We start from the raw sequence: 25079 nt of genomic DNA on the forward strand, positions 1-25079 counted from the left end.
CCCAATAAACGTGTGTTGAAAGGAGGGTTTTCGCCATGTATCCGAAGCCGCCGCATACGCCGCCGCCGGAGCATCCGCGCCTGCTGCTGAGAAGCCGGGATGTGCCCGGATTGCGGGAGAAACGATCGAAGCCGGAGATGAAGCAGGTATGGGACCGTCTCGTTTCGTTCAGCCAAGTTCCTATCGACGGGGCTCCGTCTTGCGAGAAGCCGGATGAAGCTTACCTCATGGAAGCGAACGCGCTTATGTACGTACTGGACGGCGACACCGAAGCGGGCGGGCACGCCCGGAAGCTGGCGCTGCGAAACGTCGCCAAAACGTTCAATCCGGCGTATCAGGACATCTCCCGGACGATCGGACGGCTGATGCTGGCCGCCGCGGTCGTGTACGACTGGTGCCGGGATCTGCTGAGTGAAGACGAACGGCGGTATATGGCCGGACATCTCCGCAGGCTGGCGCAGCTGCTCGAGTGCGGATATCCGCCCGTGAAGGAAGGGGCGATCGTCGGCCATACGAGCGAATGGATGCTGATGCGCGATCTGATCGGCACCGGAATCGCGATTTACGACGAAGACCCGGAGATGTACGACGTATCCGCAGGCCGCTTTTATGCCGAGATGGTTCCGGCGCGCAATTTCTTTTATCCGTCCGGCTGGCATCATCAAGGCGATAACTACGGGACCTACCGGCTGCAGGCCGAACTATACGCTACCTGGGTCCTCGACCGGATGGGGGCGGGCAATCCGTATGACGCCTCGCAGGGCGGCATGGGCTACCAATGGCTGTACACGCGCAGGCCGGACGGCAAGCTGCTGCGGGACGGGGACAGCGACAACCCGTTGTATGCGGAGGACCGGTACATCGCTTTTTTCCCGCTGCTGTACTTGATGCTCGGCAGTTATTACGAGGACGGCTACCTTATGGCCCAGCAATTCCGCGAGTTTAAGAATATAACGGACATGTACGTCTTTCACGCGTTTCTGTTTTACAACCCGGACGTCCGGCCCAAGCCGCTTAAGGAGCTTCCGCTTACCCGGTATTTCGGCTCCCCTGCCGGCATCATGATCGCACGGACCGGCTGGGACGAGGAGATGGACCGAAGCTCGGGAACGGTCGTATGCGAGATGCGGGTGGGCGAATACCAGTACAACAATCATCAGCATTTGGATGCGGGCGCGTTCCAGCTGTACTACAAAGGTTATTTGGCCATCGATTCGGGCATATACAAAGGGTCGTCCGGCAAATACCATTCGCCGCACAACAAGTATTATTTCAAGCGGACGATCGCGCATAATACGGTGCTTGTATACGATCCCGATGAGCTGAAAAAGGCTCCATATGTCAAGGACGGAGGTCTCGTATGGCCGAATGTGAACGACGGGGGCCAGCGCTGGCCGAACAAGGGCCGTCCGCCGCTTAGTCTGGACGATCTGCTGAAGGACAAGGAGTTCAAGCGCGGCGAGGTGCTGGCGCACGCTTACGGCCCTGATCCTATGGAGCCGGACTTCTCTTACCTGAAAGGCGATCTGACTTCCGCTTATTCGGACAAGATGAAGCAGTTTCAGCGTTCGTTTCTGTTTTTGAATATGAAACACCGGGATCATCCGGCGGCTCTGATCGTCTTCGACCGTGTCGTGTCGGCGAATCCGGACTTCAAAAAGTATTGGCTGCTTCACAGCATCGAGGAGCCTGAGATCGACCGAAGCCGGACGATCCTATCCAGGAGCGAGGACGGATACAACGGGCGGCTCGTCAACGATACGCTGCTGCCCGCTCCGGACGATCAGGAGATAACGGCCGTCGGCGGCCCCGGCCGATCGTTCTGGGTGTTCGGCACGAACTATGTCAACGACTTCCCGGAGACGAAGGAGCAGGGCGAATGGCGGATCGAGGTCAGCCCGCGCACGCCTAACGAGCTGAATTTTTTCTTGAATGTGATGCAGGTTCAGGATGCCGACGCTCCCGAAGCGCTTCCAACAGGAACGGTTGAGGCCGGGCAGTTGTCCGGGGCGAGAATCGGCAGGTGGATCGCGTTGTTCGCAAGAAGCGGCGAACGGCTGCAAGAGGAGCTGACTGTGTCACTCCCGCCACTTGACGAGGCGGCACCGCATTCGTGGAACGTAGTTATCGCCGATCTGGCGGAAGGATTGTGGACCGCGATTGGCGGGGACGGGAGCAGCTCGCTTTCGCATGCGCCGTCGCCGTCAGGAAGGCGGACGGTCTGCGAAGTGACCCGGGAAGGCGGCATCCTGTATTTGCCGGGCTGGACCGGAGCCCTCCGGCTTATACCGCCGGGATTGAGCGGATAACGAGAAGGAGGAGGAGCGCTGTTGATCACAATTTCCGAGCTGTTCTCCACGGGCGGCCAGGCGGCGGAGCTGTTGTCCCGAGCGGAGTACCGTCCGTATCCCGATATCGGGCAGCGTGCCGACTGGGAGTCGCTTCCGGCGGAGCTGCGGCAGTCGGTGGTGGCGGAGGGAGAACGGTATTTGAATTTCCAGTGGCCGCTGCTCACCGCTTCGATGTATATGGAGTTTTTGAATAACGGCAACCGCACCCGCTATGATGAACGGTACCATCTGCGGAGAAGGGCGGTAACGAGCCTGGCGCTGGCTGAATGCGTGGAGAACGCAGGACGCTTTCTGAACGACCTGATCGACGGGATCTGGCTGATCGCCGAGGAGACGAGCTGGGTCATCTCCGCGCACAACCGGCAGTCCCAGCGCAGCTATCCGGGCTTGCCGGACGCGGAGAGCGAGCCGGGCATCGATCTGTTCGCCGCCGAGACCGGCAATCTATTCGCATGGCTGCACTATTTGCTGAAGCCGGCTCTGGATGAACGGAATCCGCTCGTCAGCCGGCGGATCGCCTCCGAGCTGCGCCGCCGCATTCTCGATCCTTATCTGAACCGCGACGATTTGTGGTGGATGGGGCTCGGGAAACGCGAGAAACGGCTGAACAACTGGACGCCGTGGTGCACCTCCAACTGTCTGAGCGCGTTTCTGCTCGCAGAGGAGGACGAAGACAGGCGGCTTGCCGCCGTGCGCAAGGCGATGACCGGCATCGACCGGTTCCTGGCGGCGTATCCCGCCGACGGCGGCTGTGACGAAGGACCCGGCTACTGGAACAAAGCGGGCGGCTCGTTGTTCGATTTTCTGGAACTGCTCCATGCGGCTACGGACGGGCGGTTCGACGTATACGGGGAGCCGTTGATCCGGCGGATCGGCCAGTATATCTATAACGTGAATATTCACGGCAACTATTTCCTGAACTTCGCCGACGGTCCGCACCGGATTACGATCGAGCCGGATCTCGTCTACCGGTATGGCGAACGGATCGGGGACGGGAATATGAAGGCGCTCGGGCGCGTTTCATCGGATGCTCGGGGTGCGCGGCTGGAAAAACATGAAGTTTCTGTCGCTTCTGCGTGTGCTGCCGGCTCTGTTCCATTACCGGACGGTCGAGAGCAATTCCCGGCCGCTGACGTTCCGCCGCGACATCTGGATGGACGGCATTCAGGTCATGGCCGCGCGGGAGACGGAAGCGCCGGACCGCGGATTGTACGCCGCGATGAAGGGCGGTCATAACGAGGAAAGCCACAATCATAACGATGTCGGGCATTTTGTCGTATATGCGGACGGGCAGCCGGTGCTGATCGATGCCGGGGTGGAGGAATATTCGGCCAAAACGTTCAGCGACCGCCGTTACGAAATATGGACGATGCAGTCCGGCTATCACAGCGTTCCGACTATAAACGGACATATGCAGCGCAACGGTTCCCGTTACCGTGCGGCGGAAGCGAGTTATTCGGCGGGGGACGGGGTTACACAGTTAACTTTGAATATTGCGCCTGCCTATGAGCCAGAAGCCGGTATCGTCTCGTGGGTGCGCACGTGCCGGATGGTCCGGCACCCCCGAAGCGCGGTGGAGTTGGAGGAAAGTTATTCGTTCGGCAAGCCCGAAGAGGCCGGCTTCGCCTTGAACTTCATGACTTGCTGTTTGCCGGATACCGGAACGGAAGGGGTCGTGCTGCTGAGCCGCGGGGGATTGGCGGCGCTTCGGATGGATTACGAGGCCGGACAATTCGAAGCTAGCGTCGATACGATCGTGCTGGAAGATAAAAAGCTGCGGAACTCGTGGGGCGATTGCTTGTACCGGATCGTGTTGACGCCCGTGCGACCGAAGCGGTCCGGATCGCATCTCATCCGGTTTACACAACCTTAGCATCTTCGACCATACCAACTGGAGAGGAACTTGAACATGCCTTTATACTGGGGAGATTTACATAATCATTGCGGGATCAGCTACGGCTTCGGAGGACTTGAGAATGCGCTGCTGGCGGCCAAAGGCCAGCTCGACTTTTGCGCGATTATCGGCCACGCTTCGTGGTTCGACATACCGGAGCGTACCGAGGGGCTCGAATATTTGGTCGATTTTCATAAGGAAGGGTTCGCCAAGCTGCGCGGACATTGGGACTACGTGATCGATACGGTAAACCGGTTCAACGTGCCGGGCGAATTCGTCACCTTCCAGGGCTACGAGGCGCATTCGAGCCGGTACGGGGACCATCATTTTCTCACCCCGGACGACGAGCTTCCGATCGTGGAAGGCGAATCGCCGGCGGATATCGTCGCGAAGCTGGCGCCGCGCCGGGTTATCGCGGTTCCGCATCATGTCGGCTACACACCCGGCTACCGCGGAGGCAACTGGGACAGCTTCAACGCCGCGATCAGCCCGATCGTCGAGGTGTATTCCAAGCACGGCTGCGGCATGTCCGACCAGAGCTTGTACCCGTATTATCACGACATGGGACCGAGGGATTCCCGCAGCAGCGTCTACGGCGCGCTGGCGCGCAAGCACCGGCTCGGCTTCGTCGGCTCGACCGATCACCACGCCGGGTACCCGGGCTCGTATGGCGACGGACGGTTAGCCGTAATGGCCGACTCCAAGACGCGGGAAGCGATCTGGGAGGCGATCCTTGCCCGGCGCACCTATGCGGTAACCGGCGACAAGATCCAATGCAGCTTCACGTTGAACGGGATGCCGATGGGCAGCGAGGTGCAGGCGGCGAGCGAGCGAAACGTGGAGCTGCGCGTTAGCGCATGCGACCGGATCGATAAAGTGGTCGTGTATAAAAATTTGCAGCCGTGGAAAGTGATCAACGGCGATAGGCTTTCAGTTGCAGGTATCCGCGAAGGTTCGGAGAAGGCCGGCGTATACAAAGTGAGAGTCGAGATGGGCTGGGGCAACGCCAAAAACGGGTTTGCCTGGAACGGCACCGCAGACATCCGCCACGGCAAGCTGGCTTCCGTGGAAACTTGCTTCCGCGGCCGAAGCGTGCTGGCGCCTTCTCCCGAGATGAAGGACGATCCGACGATGAATGCGCTTGGCAACCGGCTCCTCGGCCAGTCGGACCGTTCGGTGGAGTGGAGCTGCACGACGTTCAAAAACCCGACGACGCTGCACCCGCATACGGCTGCGCTTATTTTGGAAGTGGAAGGCGATGAGAGCACCGAGATTAACGTCCGGCTGAACGGCGCCGAGCTGTCGGCCACGGTGGGGGAGCTGCTGGGCGGCAACGTGACCCGTCATCTGCAAGCGTACAATTCCGAGGCGATCGTCCTGCACCGGGCCGTTCCGCAGCACGCTTATACGATAGCGGAAGCTTGGACGGATACCGCCGTCGAATCCGAATGCGACGTGTACCATGCGGAGATTCGGCAAATGAACGGACAATGCGCCTGGATCTCGCCGATTTACGCGCTTGCCTGAGCCGGATGGCCGGAAGGAGGAGAGGGACAAAGCGATGAACCGACCGAACATACTTTTCATCATGAGCGATGACCATGCGGCGCATGCGATGAGCTGCTACGGCAGCCGGATAAACCGGACCCCGAACCTGGACCGGATCGCAGACGAAGGGATTCGCTACGACAACTGCTTCTGCACGAACTCGATATGCGCCCCGAGCCGGGCTGCTATTTTGACCGGCGTGTACAATCACCTGAACGGGGTCAAGACGCTCGGTGACCGTTTCGACGGCCGCCAGACGACCGTATCCAAGCTGCTTCAGCAGGAGGGATACCAGACCGCGATTATCGGCAAATGGCACCTCGGGCACGGCGGCGACAGCGATCCGACCGGCTTCGATTATTGGAACGTGCTGCCCGGTCAAGGCGACTATTACGATCCGGAGTTTATCGAGATGGGGGAGCAGCGCCGCTACGAGGGCTATGTGACCGACATCATTACGGACCGTTCGATCGAGTGGATCGAGGGGCGGGACCGGACCCGGCCGTTTTTCCTGATGTGCCACCATAAAGCGCCGCACCGGCCTTGGATTCCGGATCAAAAGCACGCTCATCTGTACGAGGACGAGACGATTCCGGAGCCTCCGACGTTCGACGACGATTATTCGGGGCGGGCGGCCGCCGCGGAAGCGGCGATTATGCGAATCGACCGGGATCTGAACAAGCGGGATTTGAAGCTCGATCCGCCTGAAGGCTTGACGGAGAAGGAACTGAAAAGCTGGAAATACCAGCGCTACATTAAAGATTATTTGCGGTGCGTCGCCTCGATCGACGACAACGTCGGACGCCTGCTCGACATGCTGGACGAACAAGGGATCGCGGACGACACGATCGTCGTGTATACGTCTGATCAAGGCTTCTTTTTAGGCGACCACGGCTGGTTCGACAAACGCTTCATGTACGAGGAATCGCTGCGGATGCCGTTTATTGTCCGATACCCGAAAGAAATCCGGGCCGGCCGCGTGCAGGAGGCGATGGCGCTGAATATCGACTTTGCCCCGACGTTTCTGGACTATGCCGGCATTCCCGTTCCCGGATCGATGCAGGGCAAAAGCCTGCGGCTGCTAATGCGCAGCGAAGTTCCGGACGGGTGGCGCACCTCGATGTATTACCGGTATTGGATGCACCTGAGCGAGCACGGAGTGTACGCCCATTACGGCTTGCGCACGCATGATTACAAGCTGATTTATTATTATGCGGATGCGCTGGGGGCGACCGATGCGATCGACGACCCGAAGACGCCGGAATGGGAACTGTTCGATTTGCGCAAGGACAGCAGCGAGATGAATAACGTGTATTCCGATCCCGCCTATGCGGATACGGTCCGACAATTGACCGGGGAGCTTCAGCTCAAGCAGCTTGAAGCGGAGGATACGCCTTATCCATAAATCATCGACATGACAAGGGGGATACGTATGGACAACAAGTGGATTCGAACGCCGGGGAAAATCGTCTCGGCGGCCGTAGTGGCGGCCGGCCTGCTGGCCGGGTGCGCCGGAGGGGCCGGAGGCGGAGACAAGCAGGAGGGTGCAGGAGCGGGCGAGGGGCCGGGGTCGGCCTCCTCCAAGAAAGAACCGATCGAGCTTATCTTTTACCAGACCGGCAACGCCGACTGGAAAGAAGAAGATTTTATGAACCATTACGGCAATTATATACGGCAGAAATACCCGCACATCACGCCGAAATTCGTTCCGGTTCCGGCAACGAAGTCGATGGACGGGCTGTTATCCGCCGGACAGCAATTCGATATTTTCATCTTCTCCATCGGCCATACGCATCTGAATTTAATCCGCAACGGGTTTAACTACGACATCTCCGAGCTGATCAAAAAGAAAAATGTCGATTTGAACCGCTTCGAGCCGTTTACGATCGACCAGCAGCGCGAAATCGCAGGCGGCGGCATATACGGACTGCCGTTGTCCAACACGTCCCCCGTCCTTATGTACAACAAAGACATCTTCGATAAATTCGGGGCCCCGTATCCAAAAGACGGCATGACCTGGGACGAGATATACGAATTGGCCAAGCAGGTCACCCGCAGCGACGGGGGTATCCAATATTACGGCCTGCTGGCTTCGCCGGAGCATCTCTCGAAGACCAACCAGTTCTCCGCTCCGTTCATCGATCCGAAAACGCTCAAGCCGGCGCTGGACGACCCGAAAATGATGACCTTTCTGGACAATCTGAAACGGTTTTACCGGATCATCCCGCCGCCTAACGGCAAGCCGCTGGAAGGGAACTTCTTCGCCTCGACCGGACAGTCCAGACTGTTCTCCGTTGACAAAACGCTGGCGATGTGGTCGCACTTCTCCAGCTCGGCGGTCAATTTTCCCGAAGACCTGAACTGGGATTACGCGGCGCTGCCTTATTTCAAGGAACTGGGAGCCGTTGGTCCGCAAGCGTTCCCGGGCTATATCTATATCAGCAAGACGAGCAAATACAAGGACGACGCGATGGATGTCATTCAGGCGCTGACCTCCGACGAGTTCCAGACGATCCGGTCCAAGCAAGGCATCGAAACCGCCCTGAAAAATCCGGAGATCAAGAAGACATTTGCCCAAGATTTGCCGAAGTACAACGGGAAAAATATCAACGCGATCTTCCCTCCGAAATATGCGGCGCCCGCTCCGCTTACCGAATACAACGATCTGGCCTGGAAACGGCTTAACGAAGCTTTCGGCGACATCGGGCGCGACCGCAAGGACAATGTCTCGGCGATCCGCGACGCTACCGAGCTGCTAAGCAAAGATATTGCCGCGGAGCAGGCCAAAAAGAAACAATAGCTTAATAATGTAAACGCTTCCTTTGGGTGAAGTAAGCCTTATCCCGGATGAGCCGGTTCGGAATGACCGCCGTCAGGATTGCCGTTTTGGCAGTCTTGGTTAGCGGTTGCCGAACCCGCAGACGGGGTGTGTCCGCTTCACCCAAATTCATTTTGGTCCGGTCTGCTGACGTCTATCTGTGGTATGATGGAGAAAATCGATCCTATCACAGCGAAACGAAGGTGTCTAGAAATGAGCACGGAAACCGAGCGTCAGCGGCAAGGGCAGCCAGCGGCGGCGCACGGGGCGGAGGCTGAATCGGCCGTAGCTGCGGATACGGATTCGGCAAGCCGGCCCGATGCGCCGGAGACGCCCGGCGGCTCGCCGGATGCGGATGCGGGAGCGGAAGCGCAGAAGGCGGCGGACGGATTTCTCGTCGACCCGGACGATCCGAAGGCGGTGCGTCAGTCGATCTTCCGGCTGGCCGGTCCGTCGCTGGTCGAGATGTTGCTGACGAACTTTACGCAGATGCTGAGTATGATTATGGTCGGGAGGTTAAGTCCCGAAGCGGTGGCTACGGTTGGCTTGACCAACCAGCCCTTTTTTCTTTTGCTGGCGTTATTTATGACGTTAAACGTAGGGACGACAGTCATCGTAGCCCGCTCGATCGGGGCGGGTAAGGTGGAGGAGGCGAACCGGGCGGCAGGTCAGGCGTTTTTGCTGAATATCGTCCTGTCGGTGATCACGATCGCCTTCAGTTATATGTTCGCGGGGGAACTGCTCCGGATGATGGGGGGCTCCGAGGAAGTGGTCGAGCACGGCTTGACCTATGCGAAGATCGTATTTCTCTCCATCGGTTTTACGACGATCTCGATGTCGCTGACCGCTACGCTGCGCGGGGCGGGAGATACGCGGACGCCGATGAAGATCAACGTGTTTGCGAACATACTGGTCGTTCTGATCGGGTTTCCGCTAATTTACGGGCTGGGGAGCTTTGCCGGCCTGGGCATTACCGGAGCGGGGATCGCCACGATCACCTCGCAGTTCGTCTCGATGGTTTGGGTGACGGGCGTTATGTTCAGCGGCAAATACAAGGTCCGGCTGTCGCTTCGCCATCTGTTCCGGCTCGATAAGGAGATGATCGCCCGCATCTGCAAAATCGGCTTGCCTTCCGCACTAGAGCAAATCATTATGCGACTGGGCATGCTGATTTTCGTCAAGGTGGCGGCGAGTCTCGGGACGATGGCGGTGGCGGCGACCCAGATCGCCTTCAGCATATTCGGCCTGACGTTCATGCCGGGCATGGCGTTCTCGATCGCTGCCTCTACCTTGGTCGGCCAGGCGCTCGGCGCGAGCCTTCCGGATCTGGCGGAGCGGTACGGCTGGCAGGTGCGCAAGATCGGCATGTACGTCGCCGGAGGGATCGGAGTCGGGTTTATCCTGTTCGCTCCGCAAATTATGCTGCTGTATACGACGGAGCCGGAGATTATCGAGAAGGGCGCGCTGGCGATCCGGATCATGGGCTTTATGCAGGTGTCCCAGGCGACGCAGTTCATCCTCGGCGGCGCCCTACGCGGGGCGGGTGATACGAGGTACCCGTTGTATTCGACGTTTATCGGCGTATGGGGGTTCCGGGTGGCGCTCAGCCTGCTGTTCGTGTACGGCTTCAAGATGGATCTGTACGGCATCTGGCTTGCGGCGGCGGCGGACCAGTTCGTGCGTTCGGTGCTGATCTTCCGGCGCTTCAAGAAGGGAGCCTGGAAGACGGTCCGGGTGTGACGGGGGTTGGTGCGGGAGCTGGCGATATGGGGGAAGAAGCAGAGCAAAGCTAAGATAAGCTAAGCGAGGCAAAGCAAGGTAAGGCAAAGCAAGGTAAGGCAAAGCAAGGTAAGGCAAAGCAAGGTAAGGCAAAGCAAGGTAAGGCAAAGCAAGGCTAAGCAAGGCGAAGGCAGTCCAAGAGCGTGGTGGCTCTGGGCTGCCTTTTGATTTAATTATGCAAACATAGCTTTACAGAAGACGAAAGACGTCGTGCGATATAACGTGCTGGCTGAGCAGGGTTTTAACGAACCGTACCACTCTTATTTCCGCGAAAAGGCTGTTTTTCTAATCTAACGAACTCCAGCTATCTTATGTAGTGGTATTTAGACGGTGATGAGCGCATATGCAGGAAATAACGACTCTGTAGTTCGTAACCACTGCAAATCGTTGTATTTTGACTAAATAAGGATTACTGGGTTCGTAAGCATTGTGTGCGTCCTCAACGGCCCTGTCTCATCTCCCAAACACTGGCGAAACGTTCAAACCATCCGGCTTAGTTCGATGTAGTCCCATGACTCCATCCAAGCCCGATGGAGTCGACGGGGATCGGTCATAACCGGAGCTTCTTTGTAGATGGCGGTTACTGCAAGGACATGATTGCGGATTGATTCGGGGAAGGCGGTTAGTCCGGATACATCGAGTGGCGCGACATAGGTATGTGTTCCTGCTGCTATAGCAGTCAACGCGAGTCCTTCCAACAGTCGTTTGGCCAAGTGCCGGCTTTCGTGACGCTGCAAGGTGGATTGGTTGAGGCGGACCTCGCCGTCCTTCCGGATCATAGGTGAGATTAACTTTACCAGTTGTTCTCCCCGCGGCGGTTCGGGGAGAAATTCGTCCGGTCTGGCTCCGTATACGACTTCAGCGTCGTAACGGGATGAATAGAGCCAATACGCCCGAATCCCTTCGCCCATCTGTTGCAGGCGGTCGTCGCCGATTCGTTGGATGACCAGACCATTGCCGCCCGGCATATCTTTCGCTGCCGATTCGACTTCGCGTTTGAGTTCGTTATCCCGCTTGTCGGGCCGCTCGAAGGCGAGGACCAAGTCGATATCGGATACGCCCCATACTGCGTCTCCTCTCGCAACCGAGCCTTTGATATAAATAGATTGCAGGCGGGGGCCGAGATGATTGTGGAAGCGTCGGACGACGTAATCCGTCAGAGGTTTATAGCGAGTATCCATTCGTTGCATCACCCACCCAGTTGAAGAGTTTTCCGATGCACTTCGATATTGCCGCAATTAGGCAGCCGGCCGCTTGTGCGGACAGATTGCTGGTGGAAAAGCAGCGCCTAGTACAGACGCTGCGCATAACCTTCCCGCAGCCGCTCCTCGATTTGTGCGGCGGTAACTCCCGGAAGCTTGGCGTGGTCGGCGAGGATTTTGGAGGCGGACGGCAGCAGCCCGGACCAGGATTCCGGCTCCCACAGCCGGGACCGCTTCATCGCTTTGGCACAATGCAGGAAGCATTCCTCCGCTTCTACCGCGATACCTAGCAACGGCCGTTTCCCGTTTACGGCCATCGGTTCGAGCAGGTCCTCGTCCCGTATGATGCAGGCGCGTCCGTTAATCCGCAGCGTTTCTCCCATTCCGGGAATAAAAAAGATCAACCCCGCCCGGGGATTGGACAGCAAATTGCGCATGGAGTCGATTCGGCGGTTGCCCGGCCTCTCCGGTATGATCAGCCGTTTGTCGTCAAGCACTTGAACGAAGCCGGGGGCGTCGCCGCGCGGCGATACGTCGCAGCAGCCGGAGGCGTCTGAGGTCGAGAGGACCAGAAAGGGAGAGCGGCTAATAAAATCCCGGCAATGCGAGTCGATGCTGGCGATCACTTTGCGGTCGACGAGCTCGCTGGGGAAGCCGATGATCGAGCGAAGCTCCTCTTCGCTGGATACGATACGGGTATAGTTCACGGGATGCACCTCTTTCTTTTTCTAAAGTAAAGCTGAAGTTTCAAGCGCAGCCGCACCTTTCTGCTTCTCTGCTTTTCTGCTTGCAAAAAGCTGCCCCTTTACGCCAACCTTTACTGACTCTGACCAGCTAGCGCAGGGAGATCCAAAACCGTTTGACCATATTCCCGTTTTCCTCGACATGTTCGGATTCGAATACTCCGCCGTTTTTGAGAATCGTCCTTTCCGAACCGGCGTTATCCCGGTCGCACACGACGAGGGCTTGGTCCACTCCGAGCTCTTTCGTTTTGAGCAGAGCCAGCGATAGAAGAGCCGTGGCGTACCCTTTTCTCCTCCGGGAAGGGCGTATGCCGTATCCGATGTGACCTCCGCTCCGCAGAAGCTTCGGGTTCAGCCGATGCCGGATATTGACCGCTCCCACGAGCTCCTGCTCCTCATTCAGCAGCCAGTAGGTCGAATGGGGAACCCAACCCTCCTCCGTCAGCTTCTCCTCGGAATCTTGGGAGTACAGAAATTCGAGCATCGCTGCAAAATCCGACGGATCTTTCTCGACCACCCACGGGACGATGTCTTCTCCGCTCCGGACCCAATCCTCGTAAAACTCGTTATAACGCTTCTCGTATTCGGCAGTTGGCTTTACCAGCGTAACGGACGGCTGCATGGAATCACCTCTTCTTGAAATTTGATCCATACTAGCACCCCAGAGCCGATTATTCAATAGTTGTTTTCTTTGAACGCCGCAACCCGGCCCACCCTTCCCACGAAAAATCCACCTTTTCCCAGTATGAACCGACACATACAAGTTTGCAACAGCCGCGTCCGTCATCAATGCTTGTTTATTGCGCTCGAATGTTTATCTGAAAGGGATCGCACGCCGACCGCGCCGACTGTCATCTGTTATGATTTTGTGCAATCGTTACGATTGCCCCGGCATCTGCACGGAATCTTGAAAGGTGTGAATGGCCGGTTCCCCCCGGCCCGATTACGATGAGAGCGTAACTTCCAATCATCGCAAATGAAGGAGGGGCTCACATGGAGAACGACAGAAAGGAAGGAATTCCGTCTTCGCCCACACATACCGATCCTGGAGACAAGGAGCGGTCGGTAAGCCGGAGGGCCGTACTCGCCGCGCTAGGCGCAGCCGGCGTATCGCTGACCGCTCATGCGGTGCTGGGGGGGAACCGCACCTACGCAGAGAATGCGCAGGTTAGCGGCCACGTCTACGGCGGGGGCGGGCATGGCCCCGGCGGCAACGGGCACGCCGGACATAAGGGACATGTGGATTGGCACAACGTGTACGAGCACGGGGCGAAAGGCGACGGGCTCGCGGACGATGCCGATGCGTTCCAGCAGCTCTTGAACCGGGCTGTGGCGGATGGCGCAGCTGTTCTGTATATCCCGCGCGGCACGTACAAGCTGGGCCGGATGCTCCGCATTTACCGCAACACGAGCCTGATCGTCCACCCCGGTGCCGTTCTGCTGCGCTGCCACAACGACAGCTTCCTGCTGAACGGCGATGGGGGAACCCAATACGACGGATACGAAGGGCACGGGAATATTAGGATCGAAGGCGGGATATGGGACGGCAATATTTTGCAGTATCCTGACGCGTACAACGGGTTCAACTTCGGACATGCCCGCGGTATAACGGTCCGGGACGTGACGATCAAGGACGTCGTATGGGCCCATGCGATCGAAATCAATGCGAGCCGCGACGTGCTGATCGAGCATTGCCGGTTCCTCGGCTTCAGAAACGCCGAAGACGGATCGCGTTATTACTCCGAAGCGATTCAGATTGACGTGCCGACTCCGCTCAGCTTTGGAGGCTTCGGCAAGCATGACGGCACGCCGTGCCGGAACATTACGGTGCGGGGCTGTTATTTCGGCGCGAGCGGCACCCCGGGCACGACCGCCTGGGCGGGGGGAGTCGGGACGCATGGAGCGATTCACGACGTGTGGTCAGGCAATATCAAAATCCTGGAGAATACGTTCGAAGGCTTGTCCTACTGGGCGATCCGGCTGTTCAAGTGGAACGATTGCCTGGTCGACGGCAACACGATTCTGAACTGCGGAGGCGGGATTACGGTCAGTACGCCTTCCCCTAACAGCGAATCGACCAAGGACAAGAACGGCGTTCAACGGGGCACCCCTCAGGCCGGGCGGGGCATCCGGATCGTGAACAACACGGTTTCCGGCGCGGAGACGTACGGCGGGATCGTATGCTACGGGCACGAGCAGGCCCGGGTCGATGAAGTGTCCATCCTTCATAACACGGTGCGCGACGCAGGCGTGAACAAGCACGGGATCGCGACTTCGTGGTGCCGCTTGGTCCGCATCGAGGGGAATATCGTGAATAACGCACGCAGAGGCATCCATCTCGAGAATACGACGGATGCCCAGGTGGAAGGCAACCGGATCGGGAACATTGCGGTGAACGGCATCGAGTCGGCGAAGTGCCGGAATGTGACAATCGGCGGCAACGATGTGTCCGTCTGCGGGTATTACGGGATATCGCTAAGCGAGACGTCCCGGTTCGGCATCCGCAACAATACGATCGAAGCGGCCGGCCGGCTCGAGCATAACCGGTACGACGGGATTATCGTCAGTACTGCGAATTCGGACGGGGCGGTCGTGGAGAACCGGGTCCGGCAGGCCGATAGCGGCAACCAGACCCGGTACGGGCTGCAAATCGTCGCGACCAGCCAGCATATCGAGACGTCCGGCAACCGGCTGGAAGGCGTATCGGGAGCGTATCGGAACAGCTCGCCGACTTCCGGCGACCGGCTTCTGCTTTACTCGCCGACAGGCGACTGCTACCGGGTAACAGTCGACGCTTCGGGCGTCTTAACGGCAACTTTACAATAACTAACGGGGGAATGGATGTTATGTTGAAAAAACCGGTATCTTTACTTAGCCTGGGATTATGTACGGCGCTGCTGCTCAGTTCCTGCGGCGGAGCGGGAGGCGGCTCGGAAGCGGGCGGCCAGACGAAGGACGGAGACGGCGCGGCTCAGCAAGCCGCGAAGAAAGCCGAGCCGGTAACGGTAACGATCGGCGTGCGGGCGACAGGGTACTTGACCGAAGCCGAAATTCAGCGATATATCGTAGAGCCGGTAAGCAAAAAGTATCCGCACATCACGGTGAAACGGATCGTGCTGGACGATAAGACGAATTCGTTTGAAAACCTGCTGGCCGCAGGAGACCTGCCGGATATTATTTTCCACACCTCGCTGCTGCTGCCCGATCTGAAGCGGCTGAAGATGGATCAGGATTTGTCCGGCTTGATCAAGTCCGAGAAGATCGAGCTCGGCAAGTTTAACCCGTCTGCGATCGAGGCGGTTAAAATTACGAGCGAAAACGATTATTTGATGGGCATCCCTTACACGATGCATTTTAACGCGCTTTATTACAACAAGGACATCTTCGATAAATACGGAGTCGCTTATCCGAAGGACGGTTTGACGTGGCAGGACGCGACCGAGCTGGCCAAAAAGCTGACCCGCAAAGAGGACGACATCCAATACCGCGGCTTCGAGCCGGATTCGGTGTATCGCGCAGGCTCCCAGCGCGGGCTGCCGCTTGTCGATCCGAAAACGTTCAAATCGCTCGGCCAGACGGACGAATGGAAGAAAGTCATCGAGATGGCCAAAGACGTGTACGAGATTCCCGGCAATTCGACGATCCAGACGTTCAGCTCCGGCATAAATGCTTTCGTCAAAGACCGCAAGCTCGCGATGCTCGCCGGCCTCAACTGGCTTCCGAATCTGGCCGAAGTCAAGGATCAGTTCCCGAACTGGGATATCGCGACATACCCCGTCTGGCCGGATAAGCCGGGCGTCGGGACGCAGATCGACCTGCACGTCATGATCGTACCGAGTACGAGCAAGAACAAGGAAGCGGCGATGCAGGTAGTGGGCACCGTCGTCTCCGACGAAGTTCAGCTGGATATGGCGCATAACGGCCGGGTGTCGGTGCTTGGGGATAAGAAGTACCAGGACGAATTCGGCAAAAACCTCGATATTTTGAAAGGGAAAAACGTTCAGGCGATCTTCAAGACGGCTCCGGCCAAACCATTCCCTTCGACGCTGTATGCGAACAAAGCGTTTAACGAGATTACGAAGGTGGCGACCCAAGTCGTCAAAAACAAAGTGGACATCAATACGGCGCTGCGCAGCTACGACGAGCTGATGGACAAACATATTCAGGACCAACTGCAGCAGGCGAAGTAACGGATTAATGCCGGCGAAACTAACGGACCCAGCTTGCTGCGGATACGTTTCGCCGGGAAATCGCTTTCCCGCTTGCTGTTAAACTTTCGTAACGGCTGCCCGGAGCGCTCCCATTTTGGTATAATGCAAGAGCGGTTTAAGGGACGGAACTTGTTGATGCGGATCGGGAAAGGAGGGGCGCCGGTGGAGATTTTGAAGCGGTTGGTTGCGATGAAGCGAAGCAGGGGCTTAAAGGTGACGGCGGCGATCGCTGCAGCGGGGCTACTGGCTGTCTGCTCGGTTCTAGCGATAAACCGGGGGCCGGCAGGACCTGCCGCTACAGCCGGGGAGCCGCCCCTCCTGCTTCCGGAAGGAATGCCGATCTTAAGCAAGCCGGTGGAGCTTACGTTTCTGGCCGGCAAGGCGGCGACGAGCGCATCCGATTGGAACGAAGTGCTGCTCTGGAAACGGTACGCCGAGAAAACGAACCTGAACGTCCGGTTCCGGCTCGCCCCGTTCGAAAGTATCGGAGAGGAGAGACGGCTGGCGCTTGCCACCGGAACTTATCCGGATGCGTTCTACGCGGCGCGGTTAACCCAACCCGAGCTGATGCGATACGGCAAGGAGGGCGTGCTCGTCGCGCTGGACGATCTGATCGAACAGTATGCCCCGAATATTAAAAGCTTGCTGGAGCGGTACCCGGAATTGCGCCGGTCGCTCACGATGCCGGACGGGCATATCTATTCGATCCCTTCCTTCTACGATCCGGACTTTTTGTCGATGCTGATCGGTACGCCGCTGTGGCTGAACCGCAACTGGCTGGAGCAGCTCGGCCTGCCGGAGCCGGAGACGACCGAGGAGCTGTATGCGTATTTAAAAGCGGTCAAACAGACGGACCTGAACGGCAACGGGGCGGCCGACGAGATTCCGTACGGAGGTCTCGGGATCAATGTGCTCATTCATCATGTAAAGGGGGCCTGGGGACTCGGCAACCGGGGGCTGGCCAATCCGTTCGTCGATTTGGACGAGGCGACCGGGCGGCTGCGGTTCATCCCGACAGACCCGAAGTATAAGGAAGTGCTGGAGTATGTGCACAAGCTGTACGCCGAAGGACTGATCGAAAAAGATATCTTCACGATCGGCAGCAGCGAGTTTTATGCCAAAGGTACGCAGGGGCTTTACGGCTCCATGGTCATGCCGAGCCCGTACACCTTGATGAATCAGAGCGGTTATGTCGGTTCCCCGGCTTTGGCCGGCCCGCACGGGGACAGGCTGTACTCTCATGTGAAAGCGCCGCTTGTCCACGTCGGGGCGTTTGCGATCACGAACAAAAATCAGCACCCTGAAGCGACGGTACGCTGGATCGATTATTTGTTCAGCGAGGAGGGCAGCAAGTTGTTTTATATGGGGATTCCGGGGGAGAGCTACGAGGAGACGGCAGACGGCGAGCTGCGCTACTTGCCTGGCATAACCGACAATAAGGACGGTCTTACGATCGAGCAGGCGCTCACGCCATATGTGACCTGGCTAGGGGGAAGCTACCCCGGCTTCGTCCGGCAGCAGTTGTTCAAAGGGTCCGAGAGCTTGCCGGAATCGGTCGAGGCGGCCCGCAAAGTAAAGCCTTACGCCGTTAAGGAAATATGGAATCCGTTCAACTTCTCCCCGGGAACGCTCGGAACGGAGATCAACTCCTACGTCAACAACACGCAGGCGAAGTTCATTACCGGCGACCTCCCTTTCTCCGACTGGGACAAATACATCTCGCATCTGAAGATGATCGGCCTGGATTCGTACATGTTGCTGTATAACGAGGCGTATCAGGCTTATGTGAACGCTCCGGCATCTCCAGAGGGACTGCAACAGCGCTGATCCATCCGCGGGTCTTGCTTGCCCTGCCCTGCCGGGCCGGCTACACCTGCGACTGCGCTGCGGCTTCTGTGAGGGCCGGAAGCGGTCTGCATCTTCCGCAACGAAAATGGCGCCGGCACGGGCAACAATAAGTCCCGGCATGCAGCATGCGGCATACGGTTATAACTGCAATCCGGCATTGCCCTCGAGCGCCGCTCTTTTCCGGTAGTCGCCGGGGGTGAGGCCGGAGCTTTTTTTGAACATCCGGATAAACGAGGTGTCGTTGCGGTAACCGATCTTCTCGCCGATGTCGCGGATGCTCATACTCGTGCCGGCCAGCATTTCCTTGGCCTGTCGGATGCGCACGTTGTTCAGATGATCGCTGAAGTTCGTCCCCGTCTTCTCTTTAATATAAGCGGACAAGTACGTGCTCGACATGTTCATCCGGTCCGCGACCGAATCCAGCGAAAGATCCTCGGAGTAATGCTCCTCCAAATAAGCGAAGAAAAACTCGACAACCGGGTCTTTCTCGTCCCGTCTCCTTTTGACCGCTTCGGCGGCGACCCCAATGAACGTCTCCAGGAAACGCTTGTAATCGTCAAGCGTAAAGCAATCCTCCAAATCCGCCACCATATCGCTTAACTGACCGGCCGGTTCCGGCTCGATTTTCGCCTTGTCCGTCACTTTCAGCACTTTGGCCGCCACGCCTTGGGCGAAGGTCCGGTATTGGACGCGAAACGCTTCTTTCCTCGCCATATGCTCCAGCATCCGAACGACGAGCTGTACGCATGCGGCTCCTCCGCCTTCCTGCAAATGACTGTAAAGCTCTTGTTCCTCCTGGGCTGTAAAGACGAAATGATGAACCTCCCGCACATCGTCCCAGATCAGCTGCATGCCGTCCTGAAGCTTCGCTTGCCGGGCTCTCTCCAGCGTCTCCCGATAAGCCAGATTGAAGTCCGACCCTTCGGGATAAAACGAGCTGACGGCTGCGGTAACCGCATAATGGCCGCTGTCCTGATCGAATATCGCCTTCAGCGCCGCCAGCGTCCGCTCCAGCAGTTCGCGCCGGTCGTCGCCGAATACGACCGACACGAGCTGGTTGCTCTCCATCTGCAGCGTCCGCGAGTTCGGGAACGGCTCGGCGAACATCAGATCGATGCATTCCCGGGCGGCGTATGTAAGACGATCCGGCTTCGCCGGCATGGCTTGGTGCCTGCTGGTGCGGATATGCAGTTGGAACAGGACGATCCGGAACGGCCGGTTCTGCACGATCGTATCTTTCCATTCGTTGGAGCCGGAGGCGAGCTTTTTTAATTTGCTGATGTAGCCGAAGTCGGTGAGCAGCGACGTTTTGCTTTGCAGATCTTCATGAATTTCGTTGCGCTCGCGAATCAGCTCCCGGGATATTTCGTTAATCAGCTTAAATTCGTAAATGCTGCTGCGGACCACCTCGGGACTGCGAAGGCGCAGCGACGCGATGATTTGCTTCACCGGTGCGTTGATTTTGCGGCTGAATACGACCGAGGCGGCGGCCGCGATCGCAACCGACACGGCAAACAGGACAAGCAGCGTCACTTCCAGCTTGCGGATTTGCGAAGCGATGCTCGAATAAGGCACGGACGTCATGTAGGTCAGATTCGTTTCTTCGCTGTCGTATGTAAAGTAATATGTATTGTCCTGCAGCGTGTAATCTTGATCTTCCGCCAGCGGTATCGGCTTGCTTGCGGTGTCCGGGCCTGAGGAATCGAATATGACCGATCCGTCCGAATGCACGATCGTAAACGCCGGGCCGTTGTTGCCGTAGAACGACTCGTGCAGCTGTCCGGCGTCCAGCATGCCGATAATCATATGCGGGTAACCCGGCAGCTTGACCGTCATCGGGATCAACTGCTTGTTCTGCTTATCCGACGAGACGATCGAGAACAGCCGGTTCGGATGCAGCTGGGTCGTAGCGGCCTGCGAAAATTGCCGGTTCCAGAACCCGAGCGTATACGGCTCGCTTACATAAAATTGCGAGAACGTCCGGGCCGCGTCGCCGGTGCCGTTTTTGTCGACGGTGAACGAGGCGGCGGCGTAATACACGAACACATTATCCATGTAGAGAAACGGGTTGTTGATATCCCGCCGGATGCTCTCCACGATGTCGGCCGGTTTCAAGTAATTGACCGCTCCCGGATCTTTGGCGGCAAGCTGCCGGCCGAAGGAGACGACCTGCTCGTTCTGGTACAGCTTGAACAGCATCGTTTTGATGATGGCGATATGTTTCTCGTACCGGTCCGCGGCGGTTTTAAGAGCTACCCGGTTATTTTGTATAATTTCGCGCTCGATATTGGTTTTGAAGAAGGCGAACGACAGGAAATTAAAGGAGGCCAGCAGCGCGATAATCGCCAGGAAGCTGATCAAGCTTTTGACCAGCAGAGAGTTGACTTTGAGCGGTAATTTCAACAAGATTCGCCAGACCCCTTTACTTCGGATGCATCATCTTTTGCGAAAGCGCTTCACAACGTAACGTAATTGTACCGTACAATCGGAGCGGTTGCATGCAAAAAAAGGTGAAGAAACTGTAAAGTGAGACGGGGACGGCAAAGCGTATGACCATGATGTGTCGTGCCGGGAGGTCGAGGTCGCCCCCAAAGTGCCAAGGTGCCGATGAACGTACCCGAGGTTACTCCCAAAGTATAGGCCGCAAGCATACTACAACCCGGTTACCTCCAAGTGCGCGGGTTTGTCTGTGCTTCCCCCTCCGCCATGCCCGCAAACATGTGTACAAACGTTGGTCACAACTGTAGGCATAAAATTGAAAAACGTATCGTATTGTAAAAAGTATCCAAGTTGAAAGGGGGAGCCGTTTGAACGAAAGCAGGATGGAAAGCGAAGAAAGCTGGGAGACGCCGCGTGCGCTCCGGGCAAGCACTTTAAGGCTGATGGCGCGGGACGCCCATACGCTGTATGCGTACTGGGAGATAGCCGACCGGAAAAAATGGCTCGCCTCGCAGCATTTCGGCTGCGACTGGAGCGAACTGCCCAAAGTGCTGCGCCTGTACGATGTTACTCATAAATGGTTTGACGGGCACAATGCGAACGAGGTCCGCGAGATCGTGCTGACTCCGGAAGCCGACAACTGGTACGTGCCCAAGCTGAACGCCAACACGGTGTACATGGCCGATTACGGCGTGTATACGTGGGAACGTCAGTTCGTTCCGTTTCTCCGGTCGAACGCCGTCCGCACCGCCCGGGACTGTCCGGCCGGCTGGGGCGAGCCGATTGTTTGCGTCGTCCCCGAAGCGTCAAATCCTCACCCCCCGGCGTACATTCCGCCATACAGCCTAGAGAACTTCGAACGCGGCCAGTCTTGTTGAACGGTTCGGAACCGGCAAGTTCGCCAGGCATGAAAGCGAAGCGGACCGCGAATTTCCGGCCAGAAACAAGTCGCCGCCTGTGCCCTTGAATGAACTTCACCGAACAGCTGCGATGCAGAAGCTTGTCTAGCGGTGACCCCGTGTACGTTTTCGTTTGTACAGACCGTTCCGCCTTCGCGCGGAAAACTAGTAATGTCCAGAAACAAGAGAGAGAAGCAGATTCATAGACGGGGGTTCCGATGTATAAACGATGGAAAACGAAGACGGAATGCACAGGCTATCTGGCGCTGATTTTACATGCCCATCTGCCCTATATCCGTCATGCCGACCGGGAGGACGTCATGGAGGAGCGGTGGTTTTACGAGGCGATGACGGAAATGTACTTGCCGCTGCTTGAAGTGTTCGAAGGACTTGTCCAGGACGGGATCGATTTCCGCCTGACGATATCGATGACCCCCACGCTGCTCGCGTTATGCGACGATCCGCTTATGCAGCAGCGATACGACCGGCATCTGGGCCGGCTGATCGAGCTTGCGGACAAAGAGAAGCGCCGTCTTCAAGACGACAAAGCGCTGTATCCGCTGGCGGTACAGTATGCGGATAAGTTCCGGAAGCTTCAGGCCAGATTTTACAGCTGCGGCCATAACATCATTGGAGCGTTCCGGCAGCTGCAGGATATGGGAAAGCTGGAGATTCTGACATCGGCGGCGACCCACGGCTTTTTGCCGCTTATGCAAACGGAGGAAGCGATCCGCGCCCAGCTCCGTACGGGAATCCGCGAATACGAGCGGCATTTCGGCCGTAAGCCCGCGGGCATATGGCTTCCCGAATGCGGGTATGCCGAAGGAATTGACCGGCTGCTCAAGATGGAGGGCATCCGCTACTTTATTTGCGATTCTACGGCGGTCCGGTATGCGTCGCCTGCGCCGAATCGCGGATTGGCGGCTCCGCTCATGACGCCGTACGGCGTGACGGCTTTCCCGCGGGACCCGGAGTCGTCCGAGCAAGTATGGAGCGCGGCGAACGGGTACCCGGGGCATTACGATTACCGGGAATATTACCGCGACATCGGCTGGGATCTGGGCTGGAACGATGCGGACGAGTGGGAATACATACGTCCGTACGTGCTGCCTACGCACGAGCGCATCCATACGGGGCTGAAATATTACCGGATTACGGGAAGCGGCCATCACCGCGAGCCCTATAATCCCGAATGGGCGCGCAAAGCCGCCGCAGAGCACGCCGATCACTTCATCCGGAGCCGCGTGCTGCAGGCAGGGGAGTGGAACAGCTGGCTTGACCGGCTGCCGGTGATCGTATCCCCTTATGACGCCGAACTGTTTGGACATTGGTGGTACGAAGGGCCGATATGGATCGATATGCTGTGCCGCAAAATGTACCACGATCAGTGTCAGCTCAAAATGACTACGCCCGGCGACTATTTGCGGCAATATCCGGTTGCCGACACGGGCACGGTTAACGCCTCGAGCTGGGGCCGGAATCATTCGTCCGAAGTATGGCTTCAGCCGGATAACGACTGGATTTACCGCCGGCTGCATGCGGCGGAACGGCGGATGGTCCGGCTTGCGACGAAACGTCTGCTCGAAGAACCTGCCGGTCAGGAGCAGGGCGGGGGCCCTTCTGCGGGGATACGAAGCGTCAGACTGCCTGAACCGACGCGGGAGCGGGCGCTGAATCAGGCGGCCAAGGAGCTGATGTTGGCCCAGAGCAGCGATTGGGCGTTTATTATGGACAGCCGGACCGTCGTCGATTATGCAGTCCGGCGGACGAAAGAGCATCTGGGCTGCTTCCACAAGCTGTGCGCCATGCTGGAGGAGGGGCGGATCGACGAGCCTTACGTGGCCGCACTGGAGCGAAGGCACCCTTGCTTCCCGGAAGCGGACTACAAAGATTATGCCGCAGTAATCCGCAGCTCGCCGATCCCGCTCATCCCGGATGCAGAAGTGTGGGAGGCGGTGCTCCAGGATACGAGGGATAAGCGGAATACGTTTATGCTCGCCTGGGAATACCCGCCCAAACATGTGGGGGGTCTGTCGCGGGCGGTAGCCGACTTGGCGGAGGCGCTGGCGGCGCGCGGCGAAGCCGTCCATGTCGTTACGACGTCCTTTGAGGGCGCGGCACCGTTCGAGGGGCGAAACGGCGTCTACGTGCACCGGCTGCCGGTATTATGCTCCGGAGACACCGACTTTTATCACTGGACGTTCGAAATGAACCTGGCGATGACCGATCATCTGATCGCGTGGAAAGAAAACGGCGGCCGCATCGATTTGCTGCATGCGCACGATTGGATGGTATTTCATGCGGCGCGCGAGATGAAGACCAGCTTCGGGCTGCCGCTGGTGGCGACGATTCATGCCACGGAATGGGGAAGGCAGCAGGGCAAGCTGCATTCGGCGCTGTCCGGCAGCATCCATGAGCTGGAGTGGAGGCTGACTTACGAGGCGGCCCGCGTCTTCGTATGCAGCCGGTATATGAAGGAGGAGGTCGTCCGGCTGTTTCAGCTGCCTGGGGACAAGGTCGATATCGTGCCGAACGGGATTCGAACCGCGGGACGGACGACGGGCCGTTCGGAGGAACAGCCGCCGGGCGAGCGGGAGCTGCTTGAAGAGGAGTGCGAAGGATGCGTGACGGAGGCGAAACGCAGCTGGTTTCAGCCGGGAGACCGGGTCGTCCTATTCATTGGGCGTCTGGTGTACGAGAAGGGGGTGCAGGTGCTTCTGGAGGCGATGCCGGCGGTACTGGCCCAAGTGCCGGGAGCGAAGCTGGTCGTAGCCGGAGCCGGACCGATGCGTCAGACGCTGGAGCAGCGCGCCGCCGAGATGGGACTCGGGGACCGTGTCGCGTTCTGGGGATTTATCGATGACGGGACGAAGGCGGAATTGTACGCCGCAGCCGATCTGTGCGTCTTTCCGAGCTTGTACGAACCGTTCGGGATCGTAGCGCTCGAGGCGATGGCGTCGCGGACGCCGCTCGTCGTCTCCGATGTCGGGGGGCTCGCCGAGATTGTCGAGCATGGAACGACGGGGTTCAAGGCGCTGCCCGGGCATACCGAATCGCTGGCCTGGCATGTGACGGAGCAACTGCTGAACGGCGAGGCGGGGAGACGGATGGCGGACCGCGCTTACGAACAGGTACGCACCTGCTACAGTTCGTCTGCCATCGCAGGGGAGGTGCAGAAGCTGTACGACGGGCTCGCGCCGCATGCCAGTTTGCGAAAGATTACGGTTCCCGGCGCACAGCGGGGCGGCAGCCCGAACCGGACCGGCGATACCGCGAAAGTGATCTCATTTGCCGCTAACAGTCGTTTGAAATCGTAATTCAATATATAAGACCCAGGGGGGAAACGC

General features: G+C 58.1%; 16 protein-coding genes. 12 read left to right on the forward strand and 4 right to left on the reverse strand.

Annotation, left to right across the window (positions count from 1 at the left end; all coding sequences use genetic code 11):
* Positions 1-35: 35 nt before the first annotated feature.
* The 7 genes from hepB to PV433_RS05730 all read left to right on the forward strand — a co-directional run bounded on the left by hepB (position 36) and on the right by PV433_RS05730 (position 10351).
* The gene (gene hepB / locus PV433_RS05700; RefSeq protein WP_332071217.1) at positions 36-2309 is read left to right on the forward strand and encodes a heparin/heparin-sulfate lyase HepB; all 2274 of its coding nucleotides are present in this window, start codon (positions 36-38) and stop codon (positions 2307-2309) included.
* Between the two features lie 21 nt (positions 2310-2330).
* Positions 2331-3587, forward strand: a complete 1257-nt coding sequence (locus PV433_RS05705; RefSeq protein ID WP_332071218.1) for a hypothetical protein — start codon at positions 2331-2333, stop codon at positions 3585-3587.
* Positions 3505-4224 (forward strand): heparinase II/III domain-containing protein, encoded by a 720-nt coding sequence (locus PV433_RS05710; RefSeq protein WP_332071219.1) that lies wholly within the window; start codon positions 3505-3507, stop codon positions 4222-4224. The genes PV433_RS05705 and PV433_RS05710 overlap by 83 nt, the downstream gene beginning before the upstream one ends.
* 36 nt (positions 4225-4260) lie before the next feature.
* Positions 4261-5772 (forward strand): hypothetical protein, encoded by a 1512-nt coding sequence (locus PV433_RS05715; protein ID WP_332071220.1) that lies wholly within the window; start codon positions 4261-4263, stop codon positions 5770-5772.
* Between the two features lie 34 nt (positions 5773-5806).
* Positions 5807-7198, forward strand: a complete 1392-nt coding sequence (locus PV433_RS05720; RefSeq protein WP_332071221.1) for a sulfatase family protein — start codon at positions 5807-5809, stop codon at positions 7196-7198.
* A gap of 27 nt (positions 7199-7225) precedes the next feature.
* Positions 7226-8593 (forward strand): extracellular solute-binding protein, encoded by a 1368-nt coding sequence (locus tag PV433_RS05725; RefSeq protein WP_332071222.1) that lies wholly within the window; start codon positions 7226-7228, stop codon positions 8591-8593.
* Between the two features lie 231 nt (positions 8594-8824).
* Positions 8825-10351 carry an MATE family efflux transporter gene (locus tag PV433_RS05730; RefSeq protein ID WP_332071223.1) on the forward strand — a complete coding sequence of 509 codons (1527 nt, stop codon included), beginning with the start codon at positions 8825-8827 and terminating at the stop codon, positions 10349-10351.
* A 518-nt stretch (positions 10352-10869) separates the two neighbouring features.
* On the opposite strand, the gene PV433_RS05735 is transcribed toward PV433_RS05730, so the two are convergent.
* The 3 genes from PV433_RS05735 to PV433_RS05745 all read right to left on the reverse strand — a co-directional run bounded on the left by PV433_RS05735 (position 10870) and on the right by PV433_RS05745 (position 12957).
* Complete coding sequence (locus PV433_RS05735; protein WP_332071224.1) at positions 10870-11571, reverse strand: nucleotidyltransferase domain-containing protein; 702 nt, start codon at positions 11569-11571, stop codon at positions 10870-10872.
* Between the two features lie 107 nt (positions 11572-11678).
* A complete protein-coding gene (locus PV433_RS05740; RefSeq protein ID WP_332071225.1) occupies positions 11679-12308 on the reverse strand; it encodes a pyridoxamine 5'-phosphate oxidase family protein in 630 nt (209 codons plus the stop codon).
* 118 nt (positions 12309-12426) lie between these two features.
* Positions 12427-12957 carry a GNAT family N-acetyltransferase gene (locus tag PV433_RS05745; RefSeq protein WP_332071226.1) on the reverse strand — a complete coding sequence of 177 codons (531 nt, stop codon included), beginning with the start codon at positions 12955-12957 and terminating at the stop codon, positions 12427-12429.
* Positions 12958-13328: 371 nt separating this feature from the next.
* On the opposite strand from PV433_RS05745, the gene PV433_RS05750 reads away from it, so the two are divergent.
* From PV433_RS05750 to PV433_RS05760, 3 genes are all read left to right on the forward strand, one after another.
* Positions 13329-15161: a right-handed parallel beta-helix repeat-containing protein gene (locus PV433_RS05750; RefSeq protein ID WP_332071227.1), complete on the forward strand. Its 1833-nt coding sequence runs from the start codon at positions 13329-13331 to the stop codon at positions 15159-15161.
* Between the two features lie 20 nt (positions 15162-15181).
* Positions 15182-16525, forward strand: a complete 1344-nt coding sequence (locus PV433_RS05755) for an ABC transporter substrate-binding protein (RefSeq protein ID WP_332071228.1) — start codon at positions 15182-15184, stop codon at positions 16523-16525.
* A gap of 183 nt (positions 16526-16708) precedes the next feature.
* Complete coding sequence (locus PV433_RS05760) at positions 16709-18373, forward strand: extracellular solute-binding protein (RefSeq protein WP_332071229.1); 1665 nt, start codon at positions 16709-16711, stop codon at positions 18371-18373.
* A 159-nt stretch (positions 18374-18532) separates the two neighbouring features.
* Here PV433_RS05760 and PV433_RS05765 read toward each other — a convergent pair whose 3' ends face one another.
* A complete protein-coding gene (locus PV433_RS05765; protein ID WP_332071230.1) occupies positions 18533-20800 on the reverse strand; it encodes a helix-turn-helix domain-containing protein in 2268 nt (755 codons plus the stop codon).
* Positions 20801-21201: 401 nt separating this feature from the next.
* On the opposite strand from PV433_RS05765, the gene PV433_RS05770 reads away from it, so the two are divergent.
* A complete protein-coding gene (locus tag PV433_RS05770) occupies positions 21202-21711 on the forward strand; it encodes a DUF4912 domain-containing protein (protein ID WP_332071231.1) in 510 nt (169 codons plus the stop codon).
* Between the two features lie 239 nt (positions 21712-21950).
* Entirely contained in the window at positions 21951-25049 is a 3099-nt protein-coding gene (locus PV433_RS05775) for a 1,4-alpha-glucan branching protein domain-containing protein (RefSeq protein ID WP_332071232.1), read from the forward strand.
* Positions 25050-25079: the final 30 nt, after the last annotated feature.

The sequence above is a fragment of the Paenibacillus sp. GYB004 genome (assembly GCF_036577605.1).
Taxonomy (GTDB): Bacteria; Bacillota; Bacilli; order Paenibacillales; family NBRC-103111; genus Paenibacillus_AB; species Paenibacillus_AB oceani.